This window comes from Klebsiella sp. 18074, from assembly GCF_902705905.1.
GTDB classification, from domain to species: Bacteria; Pseudomonadota; Gammaproteobacteria; order Enterobacterales; family Enterobacteriaceae; genus Klebsiella; species Klebsiella terrigena.
Map to the genome: position 1 here is coordinate 22691 of NZ_CACSIS010000004.1, position 25565 is coordinate 48255.

A 25565-nucleotide genomic window follows, 5' to 3' on the forward strand; every position below is an offset into this window, starting at 1 on the left:
TTAAGGAAAACCTATGTCACAATTAAACGGCGACGCTATCGAGAAAATTCAGGAGCTAACTCTTGCTGCTGTCCACACCCAGGAGCTGCAAGTTACCCAATGCCCTACGGTTATGTTGCCGTCCGGGTACGGTATCGAAAGCCTTGAGCGCTTTAACCTCAACCGCTTCCGCTTCCGTGGTGCCCTGGAAACAACCAGCATTGCCGATTTCGTTCGTTATTCAGTTGGCTATGCAGTTACTGATACCCCAGCCCGCTGTTTCATCGACGCAGAAAGTATGTCAGCCCGTGCTGTGTTTAACATCGGTTCCCTGGACGAACCTGGACATGCAGACAACGTAGCGTCTATCCGCCTCAAAAAAACAGCACCTTTCCGGGCGTTGCTCGCTATCAATGGCGATCGCCTGAGCCAGAAACAAATTGCCGAATGGCTCGAAGACTGGAGCGATTTCTTGCTCGCTTTCGATGCCGAAGGGGCAACTATGGATATCTCCAAAGCTGCACAGGCTGTTCGTCGGGTGACTATCCAGCAGACTAATCAGGCCGACCACGAAGATAGTGATTTCGCAGGTAGAAAATCTCTGATGCAAAGTGTTGAAGCGAGCAGCAAAGATGTAATGCCGGTCGCGTTCGAATTTAAGTGCATCCCTTACGAAGGCCTGGGCGAACGCCGCTTTAGTCTTCGTAACAGCCTACTTAAAAGTGGCGAACCAGTATTTGTGCTGCGGATCGTTCAACTCGAAGCGCAGGAAGAAGAAATGGCTAACGAATTCCGCGATTTGTTGGTCGCTCAGTTCGATAAAAAACCGGTAGATACCTTTATCGGTAATTTTAAAGCCTAATTTTAAAACTGAATTACTCAGCCTTAAATCTCCGCTGCGGCGGGGATTTATTGAAGCGTAATCCCTTTATTTATCGCCAACTGGCGAGGGATTTTTATACCCAAAAATCAGCGCTGTGCAGGCGTAAAGTATGGAGAAAAAAATGAGCTTTATTCAAACCTTTTCAGGCAAGAATTTTAATTATCTCGATATTCAGCAACACGCTATCGATATTGAAGATATTGCGAATGCCCTATCGAATATCTGCCGCTTTGCCGGTCACCTGCCTGAGTTCTATAGCGTCGGACAGCACAGCGTATTAACGAGCCAACTGGTACCCCAGGAATTTGCGCTTGAAGCATTGTTGCATGACGCCGCAGAGGCTTATCTGCAGGATATCCCTGCCCCACTGAAACGCCTGCTCCCTGACTACCGCGCCATTGAAGATCAGGTTGATGCAGCTATTCGCCAAAAATTTGGCCTGCCGGCTGAACAGCACCCGACCGTTAAATATGCCGACCTGGTGATGCTGGCCAGCGAACGTCGCGACTTTGAGATCGACGACGGCACCCACTGGCCGATGCTCGACGGCGTTATTCCTACCGACCAGTTTGTGATTAACCCGGTCCGCCCGGGCCAGTCTTACGGCATGTTCATGAACCGCTTTAACCAGTTGATGGAGCGGCGCTGATGGCTCATCTAAAAGTAAAAGATCTAGTTGCTGCGGCGAATGCTGCGGCACCTGACTTGCCACCAGCAGCGGCCAAATTGATGCGCGATATAGCGTCAAGGCTGGATGTGACTTTCGTCGCCCTTACCGAGGCTATGGACCAGAACACTGCTTTGGCCGCGGTAATCGCAAACCAGAGTGGGGTTAACGCGAATGGCTAAGAACTCAATCGATGCATACGGCGCCAGCGGAAAAACCAATGTGCTTATGTTCGAGCCCGAAAATCTGCACCTGGTCACCGATAAGACCCATCTTCTCTACGATGAGCGTATACACCTGCCGATCGACGAAGGGATGGTGCTGAACATCAAGGAGTTGGGTGTGCTGGAGCCGATTATCGTCTGGAAAGACCCTGAAACTGGGCTCACCTGCGTGGTTGTAGGCCGTCAGCGCGTTCGCCATACATTGGTGGCCAATAAACTCCTTCTGAAAGAAGGCAAAGACCCACTGCTTGTTCCTGGAGTCGTTAAGCGGGGGTCAGCAAATCAGATGGCTAAATACATGGTCAGCGAAAACGAAATTCGCCGACCTGATACACCGCTGGGCCGGGCTAAAAAAATGTCAGACGCGTTGGATCGCGGTCTCGATGAGGACGACATTGCTGTGTTGTTTGGCTGTAGCGTTCAAACTGTCCGTGCAACGCTGTCCCTGCTCGATGCTACCCAGGCCGTGAAAGATGCCGTAGAGGCCGGATCAGTCACTGTCACCCAGGCGCGCCAGTTGGCATCGCTGAAGCCGGAAGAGCAGCGAAAGAAAGTGGCAGAAATCGAAGCGGCAACCGCCGGCACTACCGGCCACGAAAAAGCGCGCCGGCAGCGTCAGGTGCTCGGCGATAAGAAACCACGCATTAAAACCCGCAAAGAAATAACCAAAGCCCTCGACGACGCCAGTGGTGAATATGCCGCGGCTCTGCGCTGGGTCCTCGGGGAGGCGGTATGAAATTTGATCCGGACCATTACAGCAAATATACGCTACGTCGGTTTGCCGCCCTTTTTGATGCGTTCTACTGGGTGCTGATTGCCGTAGCGACCTGCGGCATCTGCATGATTATTGAGTGGTGGACAGCATGAACGTATACGAAATGGAAGGGTTTCTCCGTGGTAAATGCTTACCAGGTGATCTCAAAGTAAATGAATCAAACGCTGAATACCTGGTGAGGAAACTCAATGTTGCAAGCGGATTGAAAGGCGAGCTAACGGCTGCACTGGCGACTATCAAGAAGTGCCGGGAGATTGTAGGTTGCCCCGAAGGCGTAGACCTGCAGGACCATCTGCGGCAGCTGGCTGCGGAGAATGTGACCGCTCGCAATGCGGTGCAGGTTTTCTGCGATGTGGTTGGGGCAAACACTGACGCCATTTGCGAAGAGGTTGGTCCCGAAGGTGTCAGAGCGATTCTGGCAGCCATGAGTGCGACAGGGAACATGCCAGCCACCGATCGCATCTATGCCGGGATTAAGGCTGACGGGGTAAGCGAGTTCATTGCATCACTGCCGTCGTATGGCGATACCGAAGTCGATACGTATGCCGACGGAGTCAAAGCGGCAATCGAGACAACACAGACTGTATACGGTCCGGTGTTCATCAAGCTGCTGCGCGAGGGGGCCAAATGAGCATCGCCACTTATCTCAACACGGGTTTAGCGCTTCTGGGCTGGATTTACATCATGTTAAAAACAGGCCAATGGATTATCAAAAACGTACTCAGCCAGTGGGACAAGCGACGCAAACAGACTCGTCAGCAGAAGGCTGTGAATGAGTTTTATGACGCCTTTGAACTTAACAGCCTGGAGCCTGGTTCAACCGTTCGCTTGGCCACTAAAGGCGACCTGACAATCATGATGTACCGCAGCGAGGGAAAGGCTAATGACTGATATCACCGAACTGGCGCTGATTACCAAAATCAAAAAGCAGCTCAAAAACTTTGACACTGTAGTGCTGAAAGAGGGTGAAGCCCTCGCGCTGGTAGAGGCGCTGGAGAAGGCGCAGCAGCGCATCGAGGAGCTAGAGTCTGATCTGTCTGAATGGACAGACTGCAAGCACGATGGGGCAACCTACTATGACATGAGCGGCCGTGAGCGCTGCGGAAGATGCGGGGCGGATTTATGAAACCTGTAACCGTTGAAACGGTACGTGCTCGCATCGAGCAGATCGGGCACGCAATCAACACAATGCCCGGTGGCTTTACGCTGAGCATCAACCACCAATTCGAGCTGTCGTGCCTGCAGGAGTTGCTGGCGTTGCTGGAGACGCAGCCTACTAAATCATGTGAGCATTCAATGTTTTGGGATGCATCTGGCGTTGGACGTTGCTCTAAATGCGATATACCCGAGCACGCGAACGTACATTATGCCGACGCGGCAGAAATGGAGATTGCAGCACTTCGCCAGCGCATCGCCGAGCTGGATTCCTTCCGCACCGCATACATGGAATGGAGCGATAAAACTGATTGGGTGCGAACGGACAGGCGATTCGACGTTGTGAGGCCGCTGGGGAAACATATGGCTGATGTCCTGAAGGCGTATATCGAGCATCTGGAGTCCCGCACCGTCACCGTGAAGCCTGAAGATGCTGATGGAGTTCGGGAGGAAGGCAACCAATTTTTAGTGGTCCGTCACCCTGGCAAGGTGCCAGTTATCAAGCACCCGGTGGGTCAGCTTGAGGATTATCTCCTTCAGATTCTGAAGGCTGACCCGTTAGCAACCATCGACATAGTAACTAACCGCTACTACGGCGCCGGCGGTCAGTTTGTGAAGGATGCGGATGAATATCTGCATGAGATGGGCATCAAGCGGGAGGCTGAGTAGATGGCTATAGCTGAACGAATCGCCATTGGGCCATCTGGCGACACTTTCGAAATTTGGCTGGGCGCGAATCTCTACCACTACAGGACTGATGGCAAAGCGGTGCTGATGAAAGAAGGGATGAACCACGCCTACCCATGCAGGGTAACGAGCGAGACGATTAAGCACGCGCTTGCAGCGATCACCGATTTACAGTGCCAACTAAACGATTTGAAGCGGGGAGCCAACCAATGACCAGCAAATTAACCAGAGAACGCCTTGAGCATTACGCATCCCTTCCATCACAGCCATTTGACGAGGGTGGCGGTGTGTTCATGTATGAAGTTCGTCAGATGGCCCGCATGGCGCTGGCCGCAATGGACAGCGATCCGGTGGCTACGCTGGATGTGCAAAGCGGGCGGCCTGACGGCAATAAGTTCGCGCTGGCCTATTCGTCTGCGGCGCATAAATTGCCTGATGACATTTATTACCTCTATCGCCACGCGCAGCAGCCGGTAGTGCCAAGGGTGACGTGCTGGTCTTGCCGAAATGAGGTTGAGATTTCTGCCATTGGTGATTGCGATGGGCGCTGTCCAAAATGCGACACACAAATTCATCTCGATGAAGAACCATACACCTCACCGCAGCCAGCTCCGGACCGTGACCAGGTACGCCGCGAGCACGCCGAGTGGTCGCAGGCCACATTCGGCAACGTTGGCCCGATTGGCCCGCTGAAGCACCTCAGAAAAGAAGCGCTGGAAGCCATCGCTAAGCCGCAAGATCTGATTGAATGGGCTGATATGCAATTCCTGCTATGGGATGCGCAACGCCGTGCCGGTATCACTGACGAGCAGATTACCCAGGCGATGATCGAGAAGCTGGCGGTGAATAAACAGCGCGAGTGGCCGGCGCCAAAAGACGGTGAGCCGCGGTTGCACATCAAAGGGCAACCAGCGCCCGATGGGTTTCCACCAGATGAAATAGAGTGCGATATCTGTGGACATGTATCCACTGACCCAGAGGGGCGGCACTACTGCTGTGAGGATAACAGCGATGATTGATAAATATCGTTTGGATGATTTGCGGCTTGAATCTGGGGAAAAAGGTGAACTCGCTCGCTGGGTGATTCAGCTGCAAACTGACCTGGATCGCGAACGCCGCAAAGTTGGCAACTATCCGGTAATTCCAGAGGGGTACGTGATGGTGCCTATGAGGTTAACCGCTGAGAACGGTGCGAAAGCAGCGCTTCTCGGGGAGTTCAACCTTGAATACTCGCTGACCTGCCATGAATTTTTTGGTGAAGGGTGCGACGACTGCAGCGGCGAGGGGACATGGACAAACACTATCCCGATTGATTGGACAACCATCAAAAAAATCTGGGCTAAAGGCGTTGAGCATTTCGCAGCAGCCCCGCAGGAGGTGAAAGGTGAATAAGGTCGAATTGCTTCAGAAGATATCGGCGCTCGCTACTGAATGCCACGCGCTGGCCTGTGAGCTTGATATCGGCGATGAGCGCACTGAATTGTTCGAAATCTACGGCGTGCTGCACAATCTCGGCCGGCAAGGTTACGCCAGCCAGGTCGGGCGGCGAATGAATCCGCTACTGGGGATGAAGACTGATGCCCAGCAAACTTAAACGCCGGCGTTGGCGCCGTATACGTGAGGATTTAGCCTGGTATAAAGCAGAAGCAAATGACTGGAAAGCCATAGCCCTTGAACATGCAAACGAACTGTCAGTCCTTCGCAGACATTCGCTTCATATTCCGTTACCAGTGCTTATTCCTGTGGAGATTGTCCACCAGCTAAATGCAGGTAAACATAAAGATCACCCGTTATGTAAAACCTGTAATGACGGACTGCGCGGTGGTTGTTCGTCATGTGCTTATAATATTCGATAGCCGGGTGCAGCCGGTGTATGGAGAAAAAATGTCACGTATGGTCTCTTTACTCGAATGGGCGAAAGATGAATTCGGTAGTGAAGCCCCTAGCGAGCGAGTATTAAAAAAATACGCTAAAGGTCAAATGATAGCGCCTCCACCGATGCGAGTCGGTCGGCGCTGGATGGTTGACAGAGAAGCTCGTTTTATAGGTGTAGTTGCTGAACCTCAACTTCCAAAAAATGTTAACCCAAAATTGAGACGGATAATTAACGATGGCAGCTAGACCACGCACTCATAAAATCTCTATCCCGAACCTATACTGCAAGCTTGATAAACGCACCGGAAAGGTTTACTGGCAATACAAACACCCTATTTCGGGGCGTTTTCATAGCCTCGGCACGGATGAAGCTGAGGCAAAGCAGGTGGCAAGCGAAGCTAATACTATCATTGCAGAGCAGCGTACAAGGCAGATCCTTGGTATTAACGAACGTCTGGCACGTATGAAAGGAAACCGCGCAGACATAACAGTTTCAGCATGGCTTGATAAATATAAATCCGTGCAGGAAGAAAGGTTGAAACACAACGAACTTCGACCAAACTCTTTTCGGCAGAAAGAAAAACCTATCCGTCTGTTTCGTGAGCATTGCGGCATGCAATACCTGAAAGACATTTCTGCACTAGATATTTCAGAAATAACAGATGCTGTTAAGGCTGAGGGTCATAATAGAATGGCTCAAATTGTTCGTATGGTATTAATTGATGTTTTTAAAGAGGCGCAGCATGCTGGGCATGTCCCGCCAGGTTATAACCCTGCCCAGGCCACTAAACAACCTCGAAACAAAATTACTAGGCAACGTTTATCACTGGAGGAATGGAAGACTATTTATGAATTCGCGGAGCATCAACAGCCATATTTGCAGTGCGGAATGTTACTCGCAATAGTAACCGGCCAGCGCATAGGTGATATTTGTAATATGAAATTCTCAGATATCTGGGATGACATGTTACATATTGTGCAGGAAAAAACAGGTACTCGGCTTGCCATTCCGCTCTCTCTAAGAAATGAAGTACTAGATATTTCACTACGCGATGTTGTTTCAAAATGTAGAGATGCAGTGGTTAGTAAATATCTGGTCCATTTCAGACATACCACCTCTCAGGCTAACCGAGGTGATCAGGTATCCACGAAAACTCTGACTTCTACATTTAAAAAAGCTCGGGACAAAAGTTGTCTTGCATGGGATGAAGGAAGCGCCCCAACCTTCCACGAACAGAGATCTCTTTCAGAACGGCTATACCGGGAGCAAGGCTTAGATACTCAGAAGTTATTGGGCCACAAATCGAAAAAAATGACGGATAAATACAACGATGACCGGGGTAAAGACTGGCTCGTTGTAGGTCAAAAAGCAGTATGATTTTAAGCCAGTTTTGGGGAATAATTTTGGGGAAAGTTTTGGGGAAAGATTTTGAACGATCGTAAAAAAGGGAGCCACCAGGCTCCCTTCTGTCTTTAATCAGCGATCGCTGATTACATGTTCGCGATAATCGCGTCGCCAAACTCGCTACATTTCAGCAGCTTAGCGCCTTCCATCAGACGTTCAAAGTCATAGGTCACGGTCTTAGCGGCGATTGCGCCTTCGGTGCCTTTAACGATCAGGTCTGCGGCTTCGAACCACTGCAGGTGGCGCAGCATCATCTCAGCGGAGAGGATAATGGAACCTGGGTTCACTTTGTCCTGGCCGGCGTATTTCGGTGCAGTACCGTGGGTCGCTTCGAACAGCGCACACTCATCACCGATGTTCGCGCCCGGTGCAATACCGATACCGCCAACCTGCGCCGCCAGGGCGTCAGAGATGTAGTCGCCGTTCAGGTTCATACAGGCAATAACGTCATACTCGGCCGGACGCAGCAGGATCTGCTGCAGGAAGGCGTCAGCGATAACGTCTTTGATGATGATCTCTTTACCGGTGTTCGGGTTTTTAACCTTCTGCCACGGGCCGCCGTCAATCAGTTCGCCGCCGAATTCTTCGCGAATCAGCTCGTAGCCCCAGTCTTTAAAGGCGCCTTCGGTGAACTTCATGATGTTGCCTTTGTGTACCAGCGTCAGCGAATCACGGTCGTTGGTGATGACATATTCGATAGCAGCACGAACCAGGCGTTTGGTGCCTTCTTCGGAGCACGGCTTGATGCCGATACCGCAATGTTCCGGGAAGCGAATTTTCTTCACGCCCATCTCATCACGCAGGAATTTGATGACTTTTTCGGCTTCAGCAGAGTCTGCTTTCCATTCGATGCCCGCATAGATATCTTCTGAGTTTTCACGGAAGATAACCATATCGGTCAGTTCAGGATGTTTAACTGGGCTCGGCGTACCCTGGTAGTAGCGTACCGGGCGCAGGCAGACGTACAGATCCAGCTCCTGGCGCAGGGCAACGTTCAGAGAACGAATACCGCCGCCAACTGGCGTCGTCAGAGGGCCTTTGATAGCAACACGATAGTCACGAATCAGATCAAGAGTTTCGGTAGGCAGCCAGACGTCCTGGCCATAAACCTGGGTCGATTTTTCGCCGGTGTAAACTTCCATCCAGGAAATTTTACGCTCGCCTTTATAGGCTTTCTCCACGGCGGCATCCACCACTTTCAGCATCGCTGGGGTCACATCAACACCGATACCATCACCCTCGATAAACGGGATAATCGGGTTATTAGGGACGTTCAGTTTGCCATCTTTCAGGGTGATTTTTTGACCTTCCGCCGGAACTACTACTTTGCTTTCCATTAACCTCTCCTTCGAGCGCTTCTGGTTCTGCTCTTCCTTTTCACACTAACCGAGCGTTGGCTTTATCCGCCCACTCCGCTACCGGGTGATCCCGCTAACCGGAGATTCGCGTCCGTGCCGCCTTCTAGTAGCGCGAATCAGTTTGAGCAATATTTTTGTTAAAAAATTGTGATGAGCATGTCAATACTACCTGAATGTTTGCGTCCATGAAAGGCATTCGTAATTAGGCTATAATGCGGCAATTGACGGGGCCTGAAAATACCATGCAGAAAACTTCATTTAGAAAACATCGCGTTGAGCGATTCAGCTCACAACAAGTCACCAGACAACGTAAAGAACGCCAACCAACCAGCGTGATCTTGTTCAATAAACCCTATGATGTGTTGCCGCAATTTACCGACGAAGCCGGACGCAGCACGCTAAAAGATTTTATTCCGCACGCCGGCGTCTACGCGGCGGGCCGTCTTGACCGCGATAGCGAAGGGCTGCTGGTGTTAACCAACGACGGTGCGCTCCAGGCGCGGCTCACCCAGCCGGGCAAGCGCACCGGTAAAATTTACTACGTCCAGGTGGAAGGCGAACCGACGCCAGAAGCGCTGGAGGCGCTGCGCAACGGCATTACGCTCAACGACGGCCCCACCCTGCCCGCCGAAATTGAGCGCGTCGCGCAGCCCGAATGGCTGTGGCCGCGCAATCCCCCCATCCGTGAACGCAAGGCGATCCCCACCAGCTGGCTGCAAATCACCCTCTATGAAGGCCGCAACCGTCAGGTACGCCGCATGACCGCGCACGTGGGCTACCCCACGCTGCGCCTGATTCGCTACGCGATGGCCGGCTATACTCTCGACGGTCTGGACAACGGCCAGTGGCGTCAGGTCGAATAATCATCCCAGGAGTGGAATATGTTTAAACCGCACGTCACCGTAGCCTGCATCGTGCACGCTAAAGATAAATTTTTAGTGGTCGAAGAGACCATCAACGGCAAAGCGCTGTGGAACCAGCCGGCCGGTCATCTTGAGGCGGATGAAACCCTGGTGCAGGCGGCCGAACGCGAGCTGTGGGAAGAGACCGGGATCCGCGCCACGCCCCAGCACTTTATCCGCATGCATCAGTGGATCGCGCCGGACCGCACGCCGTTTCTGCGCTTTCTGTTCGCCATTGAGCTTGACGAACCCTGCACGACCGAACCGCACGACAGCGATATCGACCGCTGCCTGTGGCTAAGCGCCGAGGAGATACTCAACGCGCCCAACCTGCGCTCTCAGCTGGTGGCGGAAAGTATCCGCAGCTATCAGGGCGATCAGCGCCACCCGCTGTCGCTGATCGGCGCCTTTAACTGGCCGTTTTAACACGCAAAACCGGAGCCGGCGCTGGCGGGACGCGGCGGCACTTTTGGCGCGCACGTGCGCTATCCCCGCAGAGATAAAGCCGGTCAGCGCAGCGGCACGCAAAGTATGCCCCCTTGAGGGGGTGCCTGAGCCGCGACTGCGTGCTAGAATATGCCGCCTTGAAGTTCAATGTGGTGAGTATTCCAATGTCAGAAAATCCAAAAAAAGTGATCGTCGGCATGTCCGGCGGCGTCGACTCCTCGGTTTCCGCCTGGCTGCTGATCCAGCAAGGCTACAAGGTCGAAGGCCTGTTCATGAAGAACTGGGAAGAAGACGATGGTGAGGAATACTGTACAGCAGCCGCCGATCTCGCTGACGCGCAGGCCGTCTGCGATAAGCTCGGCATTGAGCTTCACACTGTCAACTTTGCCGCCGAATACTGGGACAACGTGTTTGAACTGTTTCTGGCTGAATATAAGGCCGGACGCACGCCGAACCCGGATATTCTGTGCAACAAAGAGATCAAATTTAAAGCCTTCCTCGAGTTCGCGGCAGAAGATCTTGGCGCCGACTATATCGCCACCGGCCACTACGTGCGCCGCGCCGACGTTAACGGCAAAAGCCAGCTGCTGCGCGGGCTCGACGGTAACAAAGACCAGAGCTACTTCCTCTACACCCTCGGCCACGAACAGATCGCCCAGAGCCTGTTCCCGGTCGGCGAGCTGGAAAAGCCGCAGGTACGTAAAATCGCCGAAGAGCTGGACCTCATCACCGCGAAGAAAAAAGACTCCACCGGCATCTGCTTTATCGGCGAACGCAAGTTCCGCGAATTCCTTGGCCGCTACCTGCCCGCCCAGCCGGGTAAAATCCTCACCGTCGACGACGAGGAGATCGGCGAGCATCAGGGGCTGATGTACCATACCCTCGGTCAGCGTAAGGGCCTCGGCATCGGCGGCACCAAAGAGGGCAGCGAAGATCCGTGGTACGTCGTCGATAAAGACGTCGAGAATAATATTCTGGTGGTCGCTCAGGGTCACGATCACCCGCGCCTGATGTCGGTAGGGCTGATTGCCCAGCAGCTGCACTGGGTCGATCGCCAGCCGGTGCAAGGCACCCTGCGCTGTACGGTGAAAACCCGCTACCGCCAGACCGATATCCCCTGCACCGTGAAGGCGCTGGACGACGAGCGCATCGAAGTCATCTTTGATGAGCCGGTTGCGGCGGTGACGCCGGGCCAGTCAGCGGTCTTCTACTGCGGTGAAGTGTGCCTCGGCGGCGGCGTAATCGAACAGCGCCTGCCGCTGCAGGCCTGACAGACAGTTTTTACCGCCGATAGCTAAATCCGCTACCGGTGGCTTACAAGGAGCACGTGTGGCGAAGAATTACTATGACATCACGCTGGCGCTGGCTGGCGTTTGCCAGGCAGCCCGTCTGGTTCAGCAACTGGCGCACCAGGGGCATTGCGATAGCGACGCCCTGCACGTCTCGCTGAACAGCATCATTGACCGCAACCCGGATTCAACCCTGGCGGTGTTCGGTGGCAGTGAAGCCAATCTTCGCCTCGGGCTTGAAACCCTGCTCGGCGTCCTCAACACCGGCAGCCGTCAGGGGCTGAACGCCGAACTGACCCGCTACACCTTAAGCATGATGGTGCTTGAACGTAAGCTTGCGGCAGGCAAAGGCGCCATGGATACCCTCGGCAACCGCATCGCCGGCCTGCACCGCCAGCTGGAACATTTCGATCTGCAGTCTGAAACCCTGCTCAGCGCCATGGCCGGCATCTACGTAGACGTTATCAGCCCGCTGGGGCCGCGCATCCAGGTCACCGGTTCTCCCGCCGTGCTGCAAAGCCCGCAGGTGCAGGCGAAGGTTCGCGCCTCGCTGCTGGCCGGCATCCGCGCGGCGGTGCTGTGGAACCAGGTTGGCGGCGGACGTCTGCAGCTCATGTTTTCTCGTAATCGTCTGGTTAACCAGGCAAAACAAATTCTTGCTCATTTAACCCCGGAGTTATGATCTATGGAATTATCCTCACTGACCGCCGTTTCCCCTGTCGATGGACGCTACGGCGATAAAGTCAGCGCGCTGCGCGGTATCTTCAGCGAATTCGGTTTGCTGAAGTTCCGTGTTCAGGTAGAAGTACGCTGGCTGCAAAAACTAGCCGCGCACGCAGCGATCAAGGAAGTTCCTGCTTTTGCCGCTGACGCAATCGGTTTCCTTGATAAAATCGTTGCTGATTTCAGCGTAGAAGATGCGCAGCGTATCAAAACCATCGAGCGCACCACTAACCACGACGTGAAAGCGGTAGAGTATTTCCTCAAGGAAAAAGTGGCCGACGTTGCCGAGCTGCACGCGGTTTCCGAATTTATTCACTTCGCCTGCACCTCCGAGGACATCAACAACCTGTCCCACGCGCTGATGCTGAAAACCGCTCGCGACGAAGTTATCCTGCCCTACTGGCGCCAGATGATTGACGCGGTAAAAAATCTCGCCACGCAGTACCGCGACGTGCCGCTGCTCTCCCGTACTCACGGCCAGCCGGCAACGCCGTCCACCATGGGTAAAGAGATGGCTAACGTCGCTTACCGCATGGAGCGTCAGTACCGTCAGCTGAACCAGGTCGAGATCCTCGGCAAAATTAACGGCGCGGTCGGCAACTATAACGCCCACATCGTCGCCTATCCGGAAGTTGACTGGCACCAGTTCAGCGAAGAGTTTGTCACCTCCCTGGGTATTCAGTGGAACCCGTACACCACGCAGATCGAGCCGCACGACTATATCGCCGAGCTGTTCGACTGCATGGCGCGCTTCAACACCATCCTGATCGATTTCGATCGCGACGTGTGGGGCTACATCGCGCTCAACCACTTCAAGCAGAAAACCATCGCCGGTGAAATCGGCTCTTCCACCATGCCGCACAAGGTCAACCCTATCGACTTCGAAAACTCCGAAGGCAACCTGGGCCTGGCTAACGCCATGATGCAGCACCTGGCAAGCAAGCTGCCGGTCTCCCGCTGGCAGCGCGACCTGACCGACTCCACCGTCCTGCGCAACCTCGGCGTCGGCATCGGCTACTCCCTGATCGCCTATCAGTCAACTCTGAAAGGCATCAGCAAGCTGGAGCTCAACGGCGATCGCCTGCTCGACGAGCTGGATCACAACTGGGAAGTGCTGGCCGAGCCGATTCAGACCGTGATGCGCCGCTACGGGATCGAGAAGCCGTACGAAAAGCTGAAAGAGCTGACCCGCGGCAAGCGCGTGGACGCCGAAGGCATGCAGCAGTTCATCGACAGCCTGCCGCTGCCGGAAGACGAAAAAGTGCGCCTCAAGGCCATGACGCCGGCCAACTATATCGGCCGCGCGACTACCATGGTTGACGAGCTGAAGTAAGCCCCACTACCCTCTTCCCGCAGGGGAAGAGGGTTTTGCCACCTCGCGCGCCAGCGCCAGAAAAGCGGCCAGCCCGGCAGACGGATTGCGCCGACCGGGATAGTAAAGACACAGCCCCGGAAACGGCGGCGTCCAGTCCGACAGCAGCCGAACCAGCCGCCCGGCGGCAATGTCATCCATCACGTTTTGCTCCAGAAAAAAACCGATCCCGACGTTTTCAAGCACCGCAGCGCGGGCCAGCGAGGCCTCATCCAGCGTCAGCGGGCCATCGATCTGCGGATGGACCACTTCCCCCTGCTTTTCCAGATGCCAGTGATAGAGAGAGCCGTCCGGCAGCCGCACGCGAATGCACGGATGATTTTGCAGATCCGCCGGCTCGCGCGGCGCCTCGCGGTTGGCCAGATAGCCCGGGGAGGCGACCACCGCATAGCGCTGCGGCTGCCCGAGGGAGAGCGCGATCATGTCATTAGGTATCAAATGAGCAACGCGAACCCCGATATCAAAACCCTCGGCGACGATATCTATCAGCCGCCCCTCCGTCACCAGATCGACATGCATCTCCGGATAGCGCCGCAGGAACTCCAGCACCAGCGGCGTCAGAATCGCGCGCCCGGCAAACGGCGGCGCGTTTATCCGCAGCACGCCCGACGGGGTCTCCCGCCGCGAACGCACCTCCGTCAGCGCGTCGTGAACGCCCTGCAGCGAAGGGCCCATGCGCGCGATAAACAGCTGCCCGGCATCGGTTAACGCCACGCTGCGCGAGGTGCGATTAAATAGCCGCACGCCGAGGCTGGACTCAAATTTGGCAACGGCATGGCTCAGCGCGGTCGTGGACACCCCGAGTTCAATGGCCGCCGCCCGAAACGTTCCCCGGCGAGCAATCGCCATCACAGCATCTAAATCAGTGAGCGCAATTCGCGACATTATCCCGATTCCTTCATTGTGGCATCCCGGTGGAGCCAATTGTTTAAATTATAAAGAGTTCTTACAGTAAGCAGGTCATTTAATTGCCGGAGTTTACCGATGAATATACCCGCAGCCGTCCAGCTTTTTTTTACCGCCCACGATGAAGATTCGATTGCCGAGGCGTTCACCGCCGACGCCGTGGTCCGCGATGAGGGTCATACCTACAGCGGGCGTCAGGCCATTCAGGCATGGAGGATCGCAGCAAGAGCGCAATATCAGTTCGTTGCCGAGCCCTTCGAAGCCCTGAGCCAGGACGATATCGTTACGGTACGCGCCAGGGTGAGCGGTAATTTCCCCGGCAGCCCGGTGGTGCTCGACTACCGCTTTCAGCTGGCGGATGCGCGCATCGCCCGCCTGGAGATTAAATAATGGCTGACTTTCTGACCTTCAGCGGCAAACGCGTGCTGATCACCTCCGGAACCAAAGGCGCCGGCGCCGCCACCGTCGCGCTGTTCAGCCAGCTCGGCGCGCGGGTGATCACCTGCGCCCGCCATCCGCCCGCCGTCCCCTCAGAGGCTCTCTTTGTCACAGCCGATCTGAGCGACGAGGCGGGCTGCGCCCTGCTGGCAAAGCGCCTACAGGAGCAGCTGGGCGGCGTCGATATTATCGTGCATATGCTGGGGGGCTCTTCCGCGCCGGCGGGCGGGTTTGCCGCGCTCGACGACGCGCAGTGGCAGCGGGAGCTGGCGCTTAATCTGTTTCCGGCGGTGCGCCTCGATCGGCTCCTGCTGCCTGAAATGCTCGAAAGGCGGTCCGGGGTGATTATTCACGTCTCCTCCATCCAGCGGACCCTGCCGCTGCCGGAGGCGACCACCGCCTACGCCGCCGCCAAGGCCGCGCTGTCGGTGTACAGCAAAAGCCTGTCCAAAGAGGTTTCGCCGGCAGGCGTGCGCGTGCTTAGCGTATCCCCCGGCTGGATTGAAACCGAAGCCGCCGTCGGCTTAGCCAACCGGCTGGCGGCGCAGGCGGGTACTGACTACGCCGGCGGACAAAAAATCATCATGGACGCCCTCGGCGGCATTCCGCTCGGCCGCCCCTGCCGGCCAGATGAGATAGCCAATCTGATCGCCTTCCTGGCCTCCGAGCGCGCCAGCGCCATCACCGGCGCCGAGTACGTTATTGACGGCGGCACCATCCCAACCGTCTAAGCTAAGCGCGCGGGAAACGGCGCGCGTGGCGGTCTATTTGCCGGACGCCGCGCGGCGGGTCGCAAACCAGAACATGAGCGCCAACAGGCTGACGGCAGACCCCAGCAGGCACACCCCCTGCCATCCGGCTGTGGCGTATACCGCCGTCGTAGCGGCGGCGCCCAGGCCGCTGCCGGCAGCATAAAACAGCATATAGAGGCCCACCAGCCGGCCGTGGGCTTCTGGCCGGGTACGAAAAATCATACTCTGATTGGTCACGTGCAGCGCCTGGCCGCCCAGATCCAGCAGCACGATGCCAAGAAGCAGAGCCACCGGCGACCAGGCCATCAGCGCGAGTGGCCACCAGGCGAGCAGCAGGATCACCAGCGCCGCGGCGCTGGTGCGCTGCCCGTAGCCCCTGTCGGCCCACTTCCCGGCACGTCCGGCGGCCAGCGCCCCGATAACCCCCACCAGCCCCAGGGCTCCGATAGCGGTATGGGAATAGCTATAGGGCGGCGCGCTCAGCGGCAGCACCAGCGCGCACCAGAAGATATTGAAGGCAGCAAACATCAGCAGCGCCAGCACGCCGCGAACCTGGAGTATTTTCTCCTGACGCAGCAGCGTCAGCATCGATGCCAGCAGCTGGGGATAGCTCAGCGGACTCTTTGCCGCCGCCAGCGCCGGCAGCCGTCGCCAAAGCGGCAGAGCAATACCCAGCATCAGCAGCGCGGCGAAGAGATAAACCCCGCGCCAGCCGACGAGGTCGCTGATGCCGCCGGAGAATACCCGCGCCAGCAGCAGGCCGATAAACACCCCACTCTGGGCGGCGCCGACCACCCGCCCCTGCTCGTGCGTCCCGGCGGCGCTGGCGGCATAGGCAATCAGCCCCTGGGTCATCGCGGTGCCCAGCAGGCCCACCGCCAGCATGCTGACCAGCAGCATAAGCGCCGACGTTGCGGCGCTGACCGCCGCCAGCGCGGCGATCAGCAGAATCAGCTGCGCGCCCATCAGCCGACGGCGATTTAGCCGATCGCCAAGCGGCACCAGCAGCAATAGCGCCAGCGCGCAGCCAATCTGGGTCGCCGTTACCACGCCGCCGACGGAGGCGTCGCTGATGGCAAACTCCCGCCCCAGGGCATCGAGCAGCGGCTGGGCGTAATAGACGTTTGCGACGCTCAGGCCGCTGGCGATAGCGAACAGCCAGACCAGGCCTGCAGGCATAGCCGCGGCCGGGTCGGCGGGTGCCTGGGATGCAATGGATGCAATGGATGCTTTCATGATTCTCTGCCTCAGCAATCTGGTTTTAAAATAAAACCACTTGAAGGCTAGAGCATGTGGTTTTAAAATGCAACCACACCGCATCACGCCGAGGAGCGCGCATCGCGCGGCACAAATGATGAAAAACGAAACCTGTCCCGTCGCCCGCAGCGTGGATATTATCGGCGACCGCTGGTCGCTGCTGATCGTGCGCGACGCCTTTGATGGCATGAGCCGGTTTAGCGACTTTCAGCGCAGCCTGGGAATGGCGCGCAATATTCTCTCCGACCGCCTGCAAAAGCTGGTTGCCGCCGGCATCCTCAGAACCCAGCCTGCCTCGGACGGCACCGCGTATCAGGAGTATGTCCTGACGGAAAAGGGAGAGCGCCTGTTTCCTCTCGTGGTCGCGCTGCGTCAGTGGGGAGAGCGCTATCTTTTCGCCAGCGGCGAGCCACATTCCGTCCTGATCGATAAACGTACGCTGCAGGCGGTTCCGCCCATGGCGCCGACGGCCGAAGACGGCGCCCCGCTGTTGCCTTCGGCGACCGAGGTCCGCAAGGTGCAGGCGGACGGATAGCGGCCGGCGCCGCGCGTTTAAATATTCCGCCCGCTTATCAATGACCTGCTGCGAAAATAGCGGCCCAGCGAGAAAACGCGCGAAAAATAATTGAAATTCGTTATTTAACAGCCGTTTATATTCAACGTGTATAATTAGCGCTAAACTATTCAAATCAAATAATGAATATGGAGAACCGGCATGCGCGTACTCGTGGTTGAAGATAACGCTTTACTGCGCCATCACCTGAAAGTTCAGCTTCAGGAGTTAGGCCACCAGGTCGATGCGGCGGAAGATGCAAAAGAGGCCGACTACTATCTCGGCGAACACGTGCCGGATATCGCCATTGTCGACCTCGGCCTGCCGGATGAAGACGGCCTGTCGCTGATCCGCCGCTGGCGCAGCCACGAAGTGTCGGTGCCGGTGCTGGTGCTCACCGCCCGCGAAGGCTGGCAGGATAAGGTCGAGGTGCTGAGCGCCGGCGCGGACGACTACGTCACCAAGCCCTTCCATATCGAAGAGGTCGCCGCCCGCATGCAGGCCCTGCTGCGCCGCAACAGCGGCCTGGCGTCGCAGGTTATTTCTCTGCCGCCTTTCCAGGTCGACCTGTCGCGGCGCGAGCTGTCGGTCAACGAGCAGCCGATTAAGCTGACGGCGTTTGAGTACACCATTATGGAAACGCTGATCCGCAACCGCGGCAAAGTGGTCAGCAAAGATTCGCTGATGCTGCAGCTCTATCCTGACGCCGAGCTGCGCGAAAGCCACACCATCGACGTGCTGATGGGGCGTCTGCGCAAAAAAATCCAGGCTCAGCATCCGCACGACGTGATTACCACGGTGCGCGGCCAGGGCTATTTGTTCGAACTGCGCGGATGAAAGGTCCGCTACGGCATATTTTGCCGCTTTCCCTGCGCGTCCGCTTTCTGCTGGCGACGGCGGCCGTGGTGCTGGTGCTCTCGCTGGCCTACGGCATGGTCGCGCTGGTCGGCTATAGCGTCAGCTTTGATAAAACCACCTTCCGCCTGCTGCGCGGCGAAAGCAACTTGTTCTATATGCTGGCGAAGTGGGAAAACAACCGCATCGATGTTGATATCCCCGAAAACCTCAATATGCAAAGCCCGACGGTCACCCTTATCTACGACGCTAACGGCAAGCTGCTGTGGACCCAGCACGACGTCCCGTGGCTGACCAAACGCATTCAGCCGGAGTGGCTGAAGAGCAACGGCTTCCACGAAATTGAATCCGACGTCGACAGCACCAGCATGCTGCTGCGCAATAACCATGAGGTGCAGGAGGAGCTGGACGCGCTGCGCCAGCAGGACGATGGTTCCGAGATGACCCACTCGGTGGCTATCAATATCTATCCGGCAACCGACAAAATGCCGCGGCTGAGCATCGTGGTGGTCGACACCATCCCGGTGGAGCTCAAACGCTCCTATATGGTGTGGAGCTGGTTTATCTACGTCCTGGTCGCCAACCTGCTGCTGGTGATTCCGCTGCTGTGGGTCGCCGCGTGGTGGAGCCTGCGGCCCATCGAATCGCTGGCTAAAGAGGTCCGCGAGCTGGAAGAGCACCACCGCGAAATGCTCAACCCGAATACCACCCGGGAGCTGACGCGGCTGGTCAGCAACCTGAACCGCCTGCTGAAAAGCGAGCGCGAGCGCTACGACAAGTACCGCACGACGCTGACCGATCTCACCCATAGCCTGAAAACGCCGCTGGCGGTGATGCAGAGCACCCTGCGCTCGCTGCGCAGCGAAAAGATCGACGTCAACGCCGCCGAGCCGGTCATGCTCGAGCAGATCAGCCGCATCTCGCAGCAGATTGGCTACTACCTGCACCGCGCCAGCATGCGCAGCGGCGGAACCCTGCTCAGCCGTGAGCTGCATCCTATTGCCCCGCTGCTCGACAGCCTCACCTCGGCGCTGAATAAGGTCTATCAGCGCAAAGGGGTCAACATCACCCTCGATATCTCACCCGAAATTAGCTTTGTCGGCGAACGGAACGACTTTATGGAGGTGATGGGTAACGTGCTGGATAACGCCTGTAAATACTGCCTGGAGTTTGTTGAAGTCTCCGTCCGCCAGGCGAACGACAACGACCTGCATATTCTGGTTGAAGACGACGGCCCGGGGATCCCCCACGGCCAGCGAAGCATGGTGTTCGATCGCGGACAGCGCGCCGATACGTTGCGTCCCGGCCAGGGCGTAGGCCTCGCCGTCGCCCGCGATATCGTCGAGCAGTACGATGGCGATATTCTTACCGGCGACAGCCTGCTCGGCGGCGCCTGTATGGAGGTGATTTTCGGCCGCCAGCTGCCCGACGAGGACGAAGGCTAACCGCGCTTTTTCCCCAATGACGCCTGCGTCCTGCGGGCGTCGCGGATCTCTGTGACCAGACGAACAAACGCTGCCAACAAAGAGGCAGTTTGAGGGATGGCGTGTATAATCCCAAACAGACACCTGCTGTGGAATATAAAAATGGATTATCAATTAACGCTTAACTGGCCTGACTTTATTGAACGCTACTGGCAAAAACGCCCGGTGGTATTAAAGCGGGGCTTTGCCAATTTCGTCGATCCCATTAGCCCGGATGAGCTGGCCGGACTGGCGATGGAAAACGAAGTCGATAGCCGCCTGGTCAGCCATCAGGACGGAAAGTGGCAGGTCAGCCATGGCCCGTTCGAAAGCTACGATCACCTGAGCGAGAACAACTGGTCGCTGCTGGTGCAGGCGGTCAACAACTGGCACGAGCCGACGGCGGCGCTCATGCACCCCTTCCGCGCTCTGCCGGACTGGCGTATCGACGATCTGATGATCTCCTTCTCGGTTCCCGGCGGCGGCGTAGGCCCGCATCTCGATCAGTACGACGTGTTTATTATTCAGGGGACCGGACGCCGCCGCTGGCGCGTGGGCGACAAGGTGCCGATGAAGCAGCACTGCCCGCATCCGGATCTGCTGCAGGTTGACCCGTTCGAGGCGATTATCGATGAAGAGATGGAGCCGGGCGATATCCTTTATATTCCGCCGGGGTTCCCGCACGAGGGCTATTCGCTGGAAAACTCGCTGAACTATTCCGTGGGCTACCGCGCACCGAACGCCCGCGAGCTGTTCAGCGGCTTTGCCGACTATATCCTGCAGCGCGAGCTCGGCAGCCAGCGCTACGCCGATCCTGACGTACCGTCGCGCGACCATCCGGCGGATATTTTACCCGTCGAGCTGGATCGCCTGCGCGAGATGATGCTGGAGCTGATTAACCAGCCGGAGCATTTCAAACAGTGGTATGGCGAGTTTATTACCCAGTCCCGTCACGAGCTGGACGTGGCCCCTGCGGAGCCGCCGTATCAGCCGGATGAAATTTACGACGCGCTGCAGCAGGGCGACAAGCTGGTGAGGCTCGGCGGGCTGCGCGTGGTGCGCATTGACGGCGAAGTGTTCGTCAACGGCGAGAGGATCAACTCCCCGCATCGTCCGGCGCTGGACGCGCTGGCCATGCACCTGGCGCTCAACGCGGAGCACTTCGGCGATGCGCTGGAAGATCCGTCGTTCCTCGCGATGCTGGCGGCGCTGGTCAACAGCGGCTACTGGTTCTTCGAAGACTAAGCTAGCTTTCCCGGCCTGCGGGCCGGGCTACGGGCTCCGAGCGCGCTGCCGGCAGCCCGGTTCAGCCGGGCGCTACTGCGCGCCCCGCTTTGCCGTCAGCTCGGCTATACGCACGATAACCTGTACCGCCTTCTCCATCCCTTCCAGCGTCACGAACTCATGCTTGCCGTGGTAGTTATAGCCGCCGGTAAACAGGTTCGGGCAGGGCAAGCCCATAAAAGAGAGCTGCGCCCCGTCGGTGCCGCCGCGAATGGGCTTCATTTCCGGTTCGATATGGCAATCGACCATCGCCTGGCGGGCAATCTCCACGACGTGCGGATGCGCGATCACCTTTTCATGCATGTTGTAGTAGCTGTCTTCAATCACCAGCTCGATATAGCAGTCCGGATGCAGCCCTTTGCCGACCTTTTTGGCGATCTCCATCATCCTGCGCTTGCGGGCTTCAAACTGCTTGCGGTCAAAATCGCGGATAATGTAGTGCATCTCGGCGCGGTCAACGCTGCCCTTGATAGTCGACAGGTGGTAAAAGCCTTCATAGCCTTCGGTGGTTTCCGGCGCCTCATCGGCCGGGACTTCAGCATGAATTCTTGCCGCCAGCGACAGGGCGTTAACCATCACCCCTTTGGCGGTGCCGGGGTGAACGTTATTGCCGACGATTTTAATGGTCACCGAGGCGGCGTTGAAGTTTTCAAACTCCAGCTCGCCGACGCCGCCGCCGTCAACGGTGTAGGCCCAGCGCGCGTTGAAGGCGGCAACGTCGAAGTGCTTCGCCCCTTTCCCCACCTCTTCGTCGGGGGTAAACGCCACGCGGATATCGCCGTGGGGAATATTTTTCGCCTTCAGCGTCGCCAGCGCGGTCATAATCTCGGCAATGCCGGCCTTATCGTCCGCGCCGAGCAGCGTTTTGCCATCGGTGGTGATCAGCGTTTGCCCCAGCAGCTGATGCAGCACGGGGAACATCACCGGCGAGAGCACCTCGTCGCCGATGCCGAGGGCAATATCACCGCCGCGGTAGTTTTCGACAATTTGCGGACTGACGTGCTTGCCGCTGAAGTCAGGCGCGGTATCGACGTGGGAGATAAAGCCAATGGGCGGAATATCCCCCGCCACGTTCGCGGCCAGGGTCCCCATCACCGTCCCTTTCTCGCTTAGCGTCACGTTAACCAGCCCCATTTCTTCCAGCTGCGCCTGCAGCAGGCGCAACAACTTCCACTGCCCTTCCGTGCTCGGAACCTGACGCACGCCGGCCTTCGACTGCGTGTCTAAAGAAACGTACTGTAAAAAACGCTCAAGCAATTTATCCATGTGGCCACCCTCATCTTTTGTGACAACATTATTGATAAGCCCGAAAAGACAAATATTGCGTCAGGTCATTTTTAACCCGGCAAACAGGAATTTAATACATTAACTCGCGTAATGTTGTAAAGGTAAGCTATCTGCAGACGACAAGGATTGGCGATCGGTAACCTTTGCCGTAGAATGCTTGCCCTTATTAATTATGTGCAGCCCCAAAGGTGGTTAACCACAAACCCCGCATCGGTAAGCCTTCCGCTGCGTCTACACGGGACAGAGTCAAAAATTGAATATACAACCGCGTTCACGTTCTCCGCTGGTTCAGCTGGCGGGAATTGGCAAAAGCTTTGATGGCAAAACGGTTATCGCCGATCTGAATCTGACCATCAATAACGGTGAGTTTCTCACTCTGCTTGGCCCTTCTGGCTGCGGTAAAACAACCGTTCTCCGTCTTATTGCCGGGCTGGAAAATGTCGATAGCGGACACATTCATCTCGAAGACCACGATATCACCCACGTTCCGGCGGAACACCGTCACGTCAATACCGTCTTTCAAAGCTACGCCCTGTTCCCGCATATGACGGTGTTCGAAAACGTCGCCTTCGGCCTGCGGATGCAAAAAACGCCGGCGGCGCAGATAGCGCCCCGCGTCGTCGACGCCCTGCGCATGGTGCAGCTGGAGGAGTTTGCCCAGCGCAAGCCGCACCAGCTCTCCGGCGGCCAGCAGCAGCGCGTAGCCATTGCCAGAGCGGTGGTCAACAAGCCGCGCCTGCTGCTGCTCGATGAATCCCTCTCAGCGCTGGACTACAAGCTGCGCAAGCAGATGCAAAACGAGCTCAAAGCGCTCCAGCGCAAGCTCGGCATCACCTTCGTCTTCGTCACCCACGATCAGGAAGAGGCGCTGACGATGTCCGATCGCATCGTGGTGATGCGCGATGGCAAAATTGAGCAGGACGGCACCCCGCGCGAAATTTACGAAGAGCCGAAGAACCTGTTTGTTGCCAGCTTTATCGGCGAGATCAATATCTTTAGCGCAACGGTGATTGAACGCCTCGACGAGCAGCGCGTCCGCGCCTGCGTTGAAGGCCGCGAATGCAATATCTACGTTAACTTTGCCGTTGAGCAGGGGCAGTCGCTGAACGTCATGCTGCGTCCTGAGGATCTGCGCGTCGATGAGGTTCACGACGCCAGCGAAGCCGATGGTCTGATAGGCTACATCCGCGAGCGCAATTACAAAGGCATGACCCTGGAATCGGTGGTCGAACTGGAAAACGGCAAAATGGTGCTGGTCAGCGAATTCTTTAACGAGGACGATCCCGACTTTGACCACCCGCTTGACCAGAAAATGGCCATCAACTGGGTCGAGAGCTGGGAGGTTGTACTGGCTAATGAAGAACACCAGTAAATTCCAAAATGTGGTGATTGCCACCATCGTCGGCTGGCTGGTGCTGTTTGTTTTCCTGCCCAACCTGATGATTATCGGCACCAGCTTTTTGACCCGCGACGACGCTAACTTCGTCAAATTGGTCTTTACGCTGGATAACTATGCGCGCCTGCTGGATCCGCTCTATTACGCCGTGCTGCTGCACTCGCTGAATATGGCGCTGATGGCGACGCTCGCCTGCCTGCTGCTCGGCTACCCCTTTGCCTGGTTTCTCGCCAGGCTGCCGGAAAAGGTCCGTCCGCTGCTGCTGTTTCTGCTGATCGTCCCGTTCTGGACCAACTCGCTGATCCGCATCTACGGGCTGAAAATCTTTCTCAGCACCAAGGGCTACCTCAACGAGTTTCTGCTGTGGCTGGGGGTTATTGAAACGCCTCTGCGCATCATGTACACCCCGTCGGCGGTGATTATCGGCCTGGTCTACATTCTGCTGCCGTTTATGGTGATGCCGCTCTACTCCAGCATTGAGAAGCTGGATCGCCCGCTGCTGGAAGCGGCGAAGGACCTCGGCGCCAGCCGGCTGCAAACCTTTATCCGCATTATTATCCCGCTGACCATGCCGGGGATTATCGCCGGCTGCCTGCTGGTGATGCTGCCGGCGATGGGGCTGTTCTACGTTTCCGACCTGATGGGCGGCGCGAAGAACCTGCTGATCGGCAACGTCATTAAGAGCCAATTCCTCAATATTCGCGACTGGCCGTTTGGCGCCGCCACCAGCATTACGTTAACCCTCGTGATGGGCCTGATGCTGCTGATTTACTGGCGCGCGGCAAGGCTGCTTAACAACAAGGTGGAGCTGGAATGATCGGTCGACTGCTGCGCGGCGGTTTTATGACCGCCATTTACGCGTATCTCTACATTCCCATTATTATTCTGATCGTTAACTCGTTTAACAGTTCGCGCTTCGGCATCAGCTGGCAGGGGTTTACCACCCATTGGTATAGCCTGCTGATGAACAACGACAGCCTGCTGCAGGCCGCGCAGCACTCGCTCACCATGGCGGTGCTGTCGGCGACCTTTGCCACCCTTATCGGTTCGCTGACCGCCGTTGCGCTCTACCGCTACCGCTTTCGCGGTAAGCCGTTCGTCAGCGGAATGCTGTTTGTGGTGATGATGTCGCCGGATATCGTGATGGCAATCTCCCTGCTGGTGCTGTTTATGCTGATTGGCATTCAGCTGGGCTTCTGGTCGCTGCTGTTCTCGCATATCACCTTCTGCCTGCCCTTCGTGGTGGTGACGGTGTTTTCGCGGCTCAAGGGGTTCGACGTGCGGATGCTGGAAGCCGCGAAGGATCTCGGCGCCAGCGAGTTAACCATTTTGCGCAAGATAATCCTGCCGCTGGCGCTGCCGGCGGTGGCGGCGGGATGGCTGCTGAGCTTTACGCTATCGATGGATGACGTCGTGGTGTCATCGTTCGTCACCGGACCGGGCTACGAAATACTGCCGCTGAAGATCTACTCGATGGTCAAAGTGGGCGTGTCGCCGGAGGTGAACGCGCTGGCAACCATCCTGCTGATTCTGTCGCTGGTGATGGTTGTCGCCAGCCAGCTCATTGCCCGCGACGGCACCAAAGGCTCAGCCAAACGGGCCTGATTACTGCAGCCGGTTCGGGCCTCGTCCC

General features: G+C 56.8%; 32 protein-coding genes and 1 pseudogene. 29 read left to right on the forward strand and 4 right to left on the reverse strand.

What is annotated here, in order from left to right:
• Positions 1 to 13: 13 nt before the first annotated feature.
• From GVK32_RS05005 to GVK32_RS05070, 15 genes and pseudogenes are all read left to right on the forward strand, one after another.
• The gene (locus GVK32_RS05005; RefSeq protein WP_159872845.1) at positions 14 to 841 is read left to right on the forward strand and encodes a YfdQ family protein; all 828 of its coding nucleotides are present in this window, start codon (positions 14 to 16) and stop codon (positions 839 to 841) included.
• Positions 842 to 983: 142 nt separating this feature from the next.
• Positions 984 to 1511 (forward strand): HD family hydrolase, encoded by a 528-nt coding sequence (locus GVK32_RS05010; protein ID WP_152308957.1) that lies wholly within the window; start codon positions 984 to 986, stop codon positions 1509 to 1511.
• Complete coding sequence (locus GVK32_RS05015; RefSeq protein ID WP_152308956.1) at positions 1511 to 1711, forward strand: hypothetical protein; 201 nt, start codon at positions 1511 to 1513, stop codon at positions 1709 to 1711. The genes GVK32_RS05010 and GVK32_RS05015 overlap by 1 nt, the downstream gene beginning before the upstream one ends.
• On the forward strand, positions 1704 to 2489 hold the full coding sequence (locus GVK32_RS05020) for a ParB/RepB/Spo0J family partition protein (protein ID WP_152308955.1): 786 nt from the start codon (positions 1704 to 1706) through the stop codon (positions 2487 to 2489). The genes GVK32_RS05015 and GVK32_RS05020 overlap by 8 nt, the downstream gene beginning before the upstream one ends.
• On the forward strand, positions 2486 to 2620 hold the full coding sequence (locus GVK32_RS29425; protein WP_255429638.1) for a hypothetical protein: 135 nt from the start codon (positions 2486 to 2488) through the stop codon (positions 2618 to 2620). The genes GVK32_RS05020 and GVK32_RS29425 overlap by 4 nt, the downstream gene beginning before the upstream one ends.
• The gene (locus GVK32_RS05025; RefSeq protein WP_159872843.1) at positions 2617 to 3159 is read left to right on the forward strand and encodes an ead/Ea22-like family protein; all 543 of its coding nucleotides are present in this window, start codon (positions 2617 to 2619) and stop codon (positions 3157 to 3159) included. Before GVK32_RS29425 ends, GVK32_RS05025 begins: the two co-directional genes overlap by 4 nt.
• Positions 3156 to 3419, forward strand: coding sequence for a DUF4752 family protein (locus GVK32_RS05030; RefSeq protein WP_159872841.1), 264 nt, complete (start codon positions 3156 to 3158; stop codon positions 3417 to 3419). The genes GVK32_RS05025 and GVK32_RS05030 overlap by 4 nt, the downstream gene beginning before the upstream one ends.
• On the forward strand, positions 3412 to 3654 hold the full coding sequence (locus GVK32_RS05035; protein ID WP_159872839.1) for a hypothetical protein: 243 nt from the start codon (positions 3412 to 3414) through the stop codon (positions 3652 to 3654). Before GVK32_RS05030 ends, GVK32_RS05035 begins: the two co-directional genes overlap by 8 nt.
• Positions 3651 to 4352, forward strand: a complete 702-nt coding sequence (locus GVK32_RS29485) for a hypothetical protein (RefSeq protein WP_368667444.1) — start codon at positions 3651 to 3653, stop codon at positions 4350 to 4352. The genes GVK32_RS05035 and GVK32_RS29485 overlap by 4 nt, the downstream gene beginning before the upstream one ends.
• On the forward strand, positions 4353 to 4583 hold the full coding sequence (locus GVK32_RS05045; RefSeq protein ID WP_227697890.1) for a hypothetical protein: 231 nt from the start codon (positions 4353 to 4355) through the stop codon (positions 4581 to 4583).
• A 383-nt stretch (positions 4584 to 4966) separates the two neighbouring features.
• A pseudogene (locus GVK32_RS29050) lies at positions 4967 to 5389 on the forward strand (DUF550 domain-containing protein); the annotation flags it as partial.
• Positions 5382 to 5762: a hypothetical protein gene (locus GVK32_RS05055; RefSeq protein WP_159872837.1), complete on the forward strand. Its 381-nt coding sequence runs from the start codon at positions 5382 to 5384 to the stop codon at positions 5760 to 5762. The pseudogene GVK32_RS29050 and the gene GVK32_RS05055, both read left to right, overlap by 8 nt.
• On the forward strand, positions 5755 to 5964 hold the full coding sequence (locus GVK32_RS05060) for a hypothetical protein (protein ID WP_110242816.1): 210 nt from the start codon (positions 5755 to 5757) through the stop codon (positions 5962 to 5964). Before GVK32_RS05055 ends, GVK32_RS05060 begins: the two co-directional genes overlap by 8 nt.
• A gap of 290 nt (positions 5965 to 6254) precedes the next feature.
• Positions 6255 to 6491 (forward strand): excisionase, encoded by a 237-nt coding sequence (locus tag GVK32_RS05065; RefSeq protein WP_159872835.1) that lies wholly within the window; start codon positions 6255 to 6257, stop codon positions 6489 to 6491.
• Positions 6481 to 7623 carry a site-specific integrase gene (locus GVK32_RS05070; protein ID WP_159872833.1) on the forward strand — a complete coding sequence of 381 codons (1143 nt, stop codon included), beginning with the start codon at positions 6481 to 6483 and terminating at the stop codon, positions 7621 to 7623. The genes GVK32_RS05065 and GVK32_RS05070 overlap by 11 nt, the downstream gene beginning before the upstream one ends.
• A 113-nt stretch (positions 7624 to 7736) precedes the next feature.
• Here the strand turns inward: GVK32_RS05070 and icd are convergent, their stop codons facing one another.
• The gene (gene icd, locus GVK32_RS05075) at positions 7737 to 8987 is read right to left on the reverse strand and encodes an NADP-dependent isocitrate dehydrogenase (RefSeq protein ID WP_159872831.1); all 1251 of its coding nucleotides are present in this window, start codon (positions 8985 to 8987) and stop codon (positions 7737 to 7739) included.
• A 233-nt stretch (positions 8988 to 9220) separates the two neighbouring features.
• Between icd and rluE the strand changes: the two genes are divergently transcribed.
• The 5 genes from rluE (at position 9221) to purB (ending at position 13702) form a co-directional block, all read left to right on the forward strand.
• Positions 9221 to 9871: a 23S rRNA pseudouridine(2457) synthase RluE gene (gene rluE, locus GVK32_RS05080; RefSeq protein ID WP_159872829.1), complete on the forward strand. Its 651-nt coding sequence runs from the start codon at positions 9221 to 9223 to the stop codon at positions 9869 to 9871.
• A gap of 18 nt (positions 9872 to 9889) precedes the next feature.
• Positions 9890 to 10336 carry an NUDIX hydrolase gene (locus GVK32_RS05085; RefSeq protein WP_159872827.1) on the forward strand — a complete coding sequence of 149 codons (447 nt, stop codon included), beginning with the start codon at positions 9890 to 9892 and terminating at the stop codon, positions 10334 to 10336.
• 185 nt (positions 10337 to 10521) lie between these two features.
• Positions 10522 to 11628, forward strand: a complete 1107-nt coding sequence (gene mnmA / locus GVK32_RS05090; protein ID WP_159872825.1) for a tRNA 2-thiouridine(34) synthase MnmA — start codon at positions 10522 to 10524, stop codon at positions 11626 to 11628.
• A gap of 58 nt (positions 11629 to 11686) precedes the next feature.
• Positions 11687 to 12328, forward strand: a complete 642-nt coding sequence (hflD, locus tag GVK32_RS05095) for a high frequency lysogenization protein HflD (RefSeq protein ID WP_123707460.1) — start codon at positions 11687 to 11689, stop codon at positions 12326 to 12328.
• Positions 12329 to 12331: 3 nt separating this feature from the next.
• Positions 12332 to 13702: an adenylosuccinate lyase gene (purB, locus tag GVK32_RS05100; protein ID WP_041145012.1), complete on the forward strand. Its 1371-nt coding sequence runs from the start codon at positions 12332 to 12334 to the stop codon at positions 13700 to 13702.
• 6 nt (positions 13703 to 13708) lie between these two features.
• Here the strand turns inward: purB and GVK32_RS05105 are convergent, their stop codons facing one another.
• Positions 13709 to 14626: a LysR family transcriptional regulator gene (locus GVK32_RS05105; protein ID WP_159872823.1), complete on the reverse strand. Its 918-nt coding sequence runs from the start codon at positions 14624 to 14626 to the stop codon at positions 13709 to 13711.
• Positions 14627 to 14725: 99 nt separating this feature from the next.
• Here GVK32_RS05105 and GVK32_RS05110 point away from each other — a divergent pair, with 99 nt between their 5' ends.
• Positions 14726 to 15037 carry a nuclear transport factor 2 family protein gene (locus GVK32_RS05110; RefSeq protein ID WP_159872821.1) on the forward strand — a complete coding sequence of 104 codons (312 nt, stop codon included), beginning with the start codon at positions 14726 to 14728 and terminating at the stop codon, positions 15035 to 15037.
• On the forward strand, positions 15037 to 15816 hold the full coding sequence (locus GVK32_RS05115) for an SDR family oxidoreductase (RefSeq protein ID WP_159872819.1): 780 nt from the start codon (positions 15037 to 15039) through the stop codon (positions 15814 to 15816). Before GVK32_RS05110 ends, GVK32_RS05115 begins: the two co-directional genes overlap by 1 nt.
• A gap of 33 nt (positions 15817 to 15849) precedes the next feature.
• On the opposite strand, the gene GVK32_RS05120 is transcribed toward GVK32_RS05115, so the two are convergent.
• Entirely contained in the window at positions 15850 to 17016 is a 1167-nt protein-coding gene (locus tag GVK32_RS05120; protein ID WP_370461183.1) for an MFS transporter, read from the reverse strand.
• A 172-nt stretch (positions 17017 to 17188) separates the two neighbouring features.
• Here GVK32_RS05120 and GVK32_RS05125 point away from each other — a divergent pair, with 172 nt between their 5' ends.
• From GVK32_RS05125 to GVK32_RS05140, 4 genes are all read left to right on the forward strand, one after another.
• Positions 17189 to 17629 (forward strand): helix-turn-helix domain-containing protein, encoded by a 441-nt coding sequence (locus GVK32_RS05125; RefSeq protein WP_133597526.1) that lies wholly within the window; start codon positions 17189 to 17191, stop codon positions 17627 to 17629.
• A gap of 180 nt (positions 17630 to 17809) precedes the next feature.
• A complete protein-coding gene (phoP, locus tag GVK32_RS05130; RefSeq protein WP_041145006.1) occupies positions 17810 to 18484 on the forward strand; it encodes a two-component system response regulator PhoP in 675 nt (224 codons plus the stop codon).
• Positions 18481 to 19947, forward strand: a complete 1467-nt coding sequence (phoQ, locus tag GVK32_RS05135) for a two-component system sensor histidine kinase PhoQ (protein ID WP_159872815.1) — start codon at positions 18481 to 18483, stop codon at positions 19945 to 19947. The genes phoP and phoQ overlap by 4 nt, the downstream gene beginning before the upstream one ends.
• Positions 19948 to 20088: 141 nt before the next feature.
• A complete protein-coding gene (locus GVK32_RS05140) occupies positions 20089 to 21210 on the forward strand; it encodes a cupin domain-containing protein (RefSeq protein ID WP_159872813.1) in 1122 nt (373 codons plus the stop codon).
• A gap of 72 nt (positions 21211 to 21282) precedes the next feature.
• On the opposite strand, the gene pepT is transcribed toward GVK32_RS05140, so the two are convergent.
• A complete protein-coding gene (gene pepT / locus GVK32_RS05145) occupies positions 21283 to 22515 on the reverse strand; it encodes a peptidase T (protein ID WP_159872811.1) in 1233 nt (410 codons plus the stop codon).
• A 274-nt stretch (positions 22516 to 22789) separates the two neighbouring features.
• On the opposite strand from pepT, the gene potA reads away from it, so the two are divergent.
• Genes potA through potC form a run of 3 tightly spaced genes read left to right on the forward strand, consistent with a single transcriptional unit; the run spans position 22790 to position 25537 of the window.
• A complete protein-coding gene (gene potA / locus GVK32_RS05150; protein WP_132510963.1) occupies positions 22790 to 23908 on the forward strand; it encodes a spermidine/putrescine ABC transporter ATP-binding protein PotA in 1119 nt (372 codons plus the stop codon).
• Complete coding sequence (gene potB, locus GVK32_RS05155) at positions 23892 to 24749, forward strand: spermidine/putrescine ABC transporter permease PotB (protein WP_123551227.1); 858 nt, start codon at positions 23892 to 23894, stop codon at positions 24747 to 24749. Before potA ends, potB begins: the two co-directional genes overlap by 17 nt.
• A complete protein-coding gene (potC, locus tag GVK32_RS05160; RefSeq protein ID WP_159872809.1) occupies positions 24746 to 25537 on the forward strand; it encodes a spermidine/putrescine ABC transporter permease PotC in 792 nt (263 codons plus the stop codon). Before potB ends, potC begins: the two co-directional genes overlap by 4 nt.
• Positions 25538 to 25565: the final 28 nt, after the last annotated feature.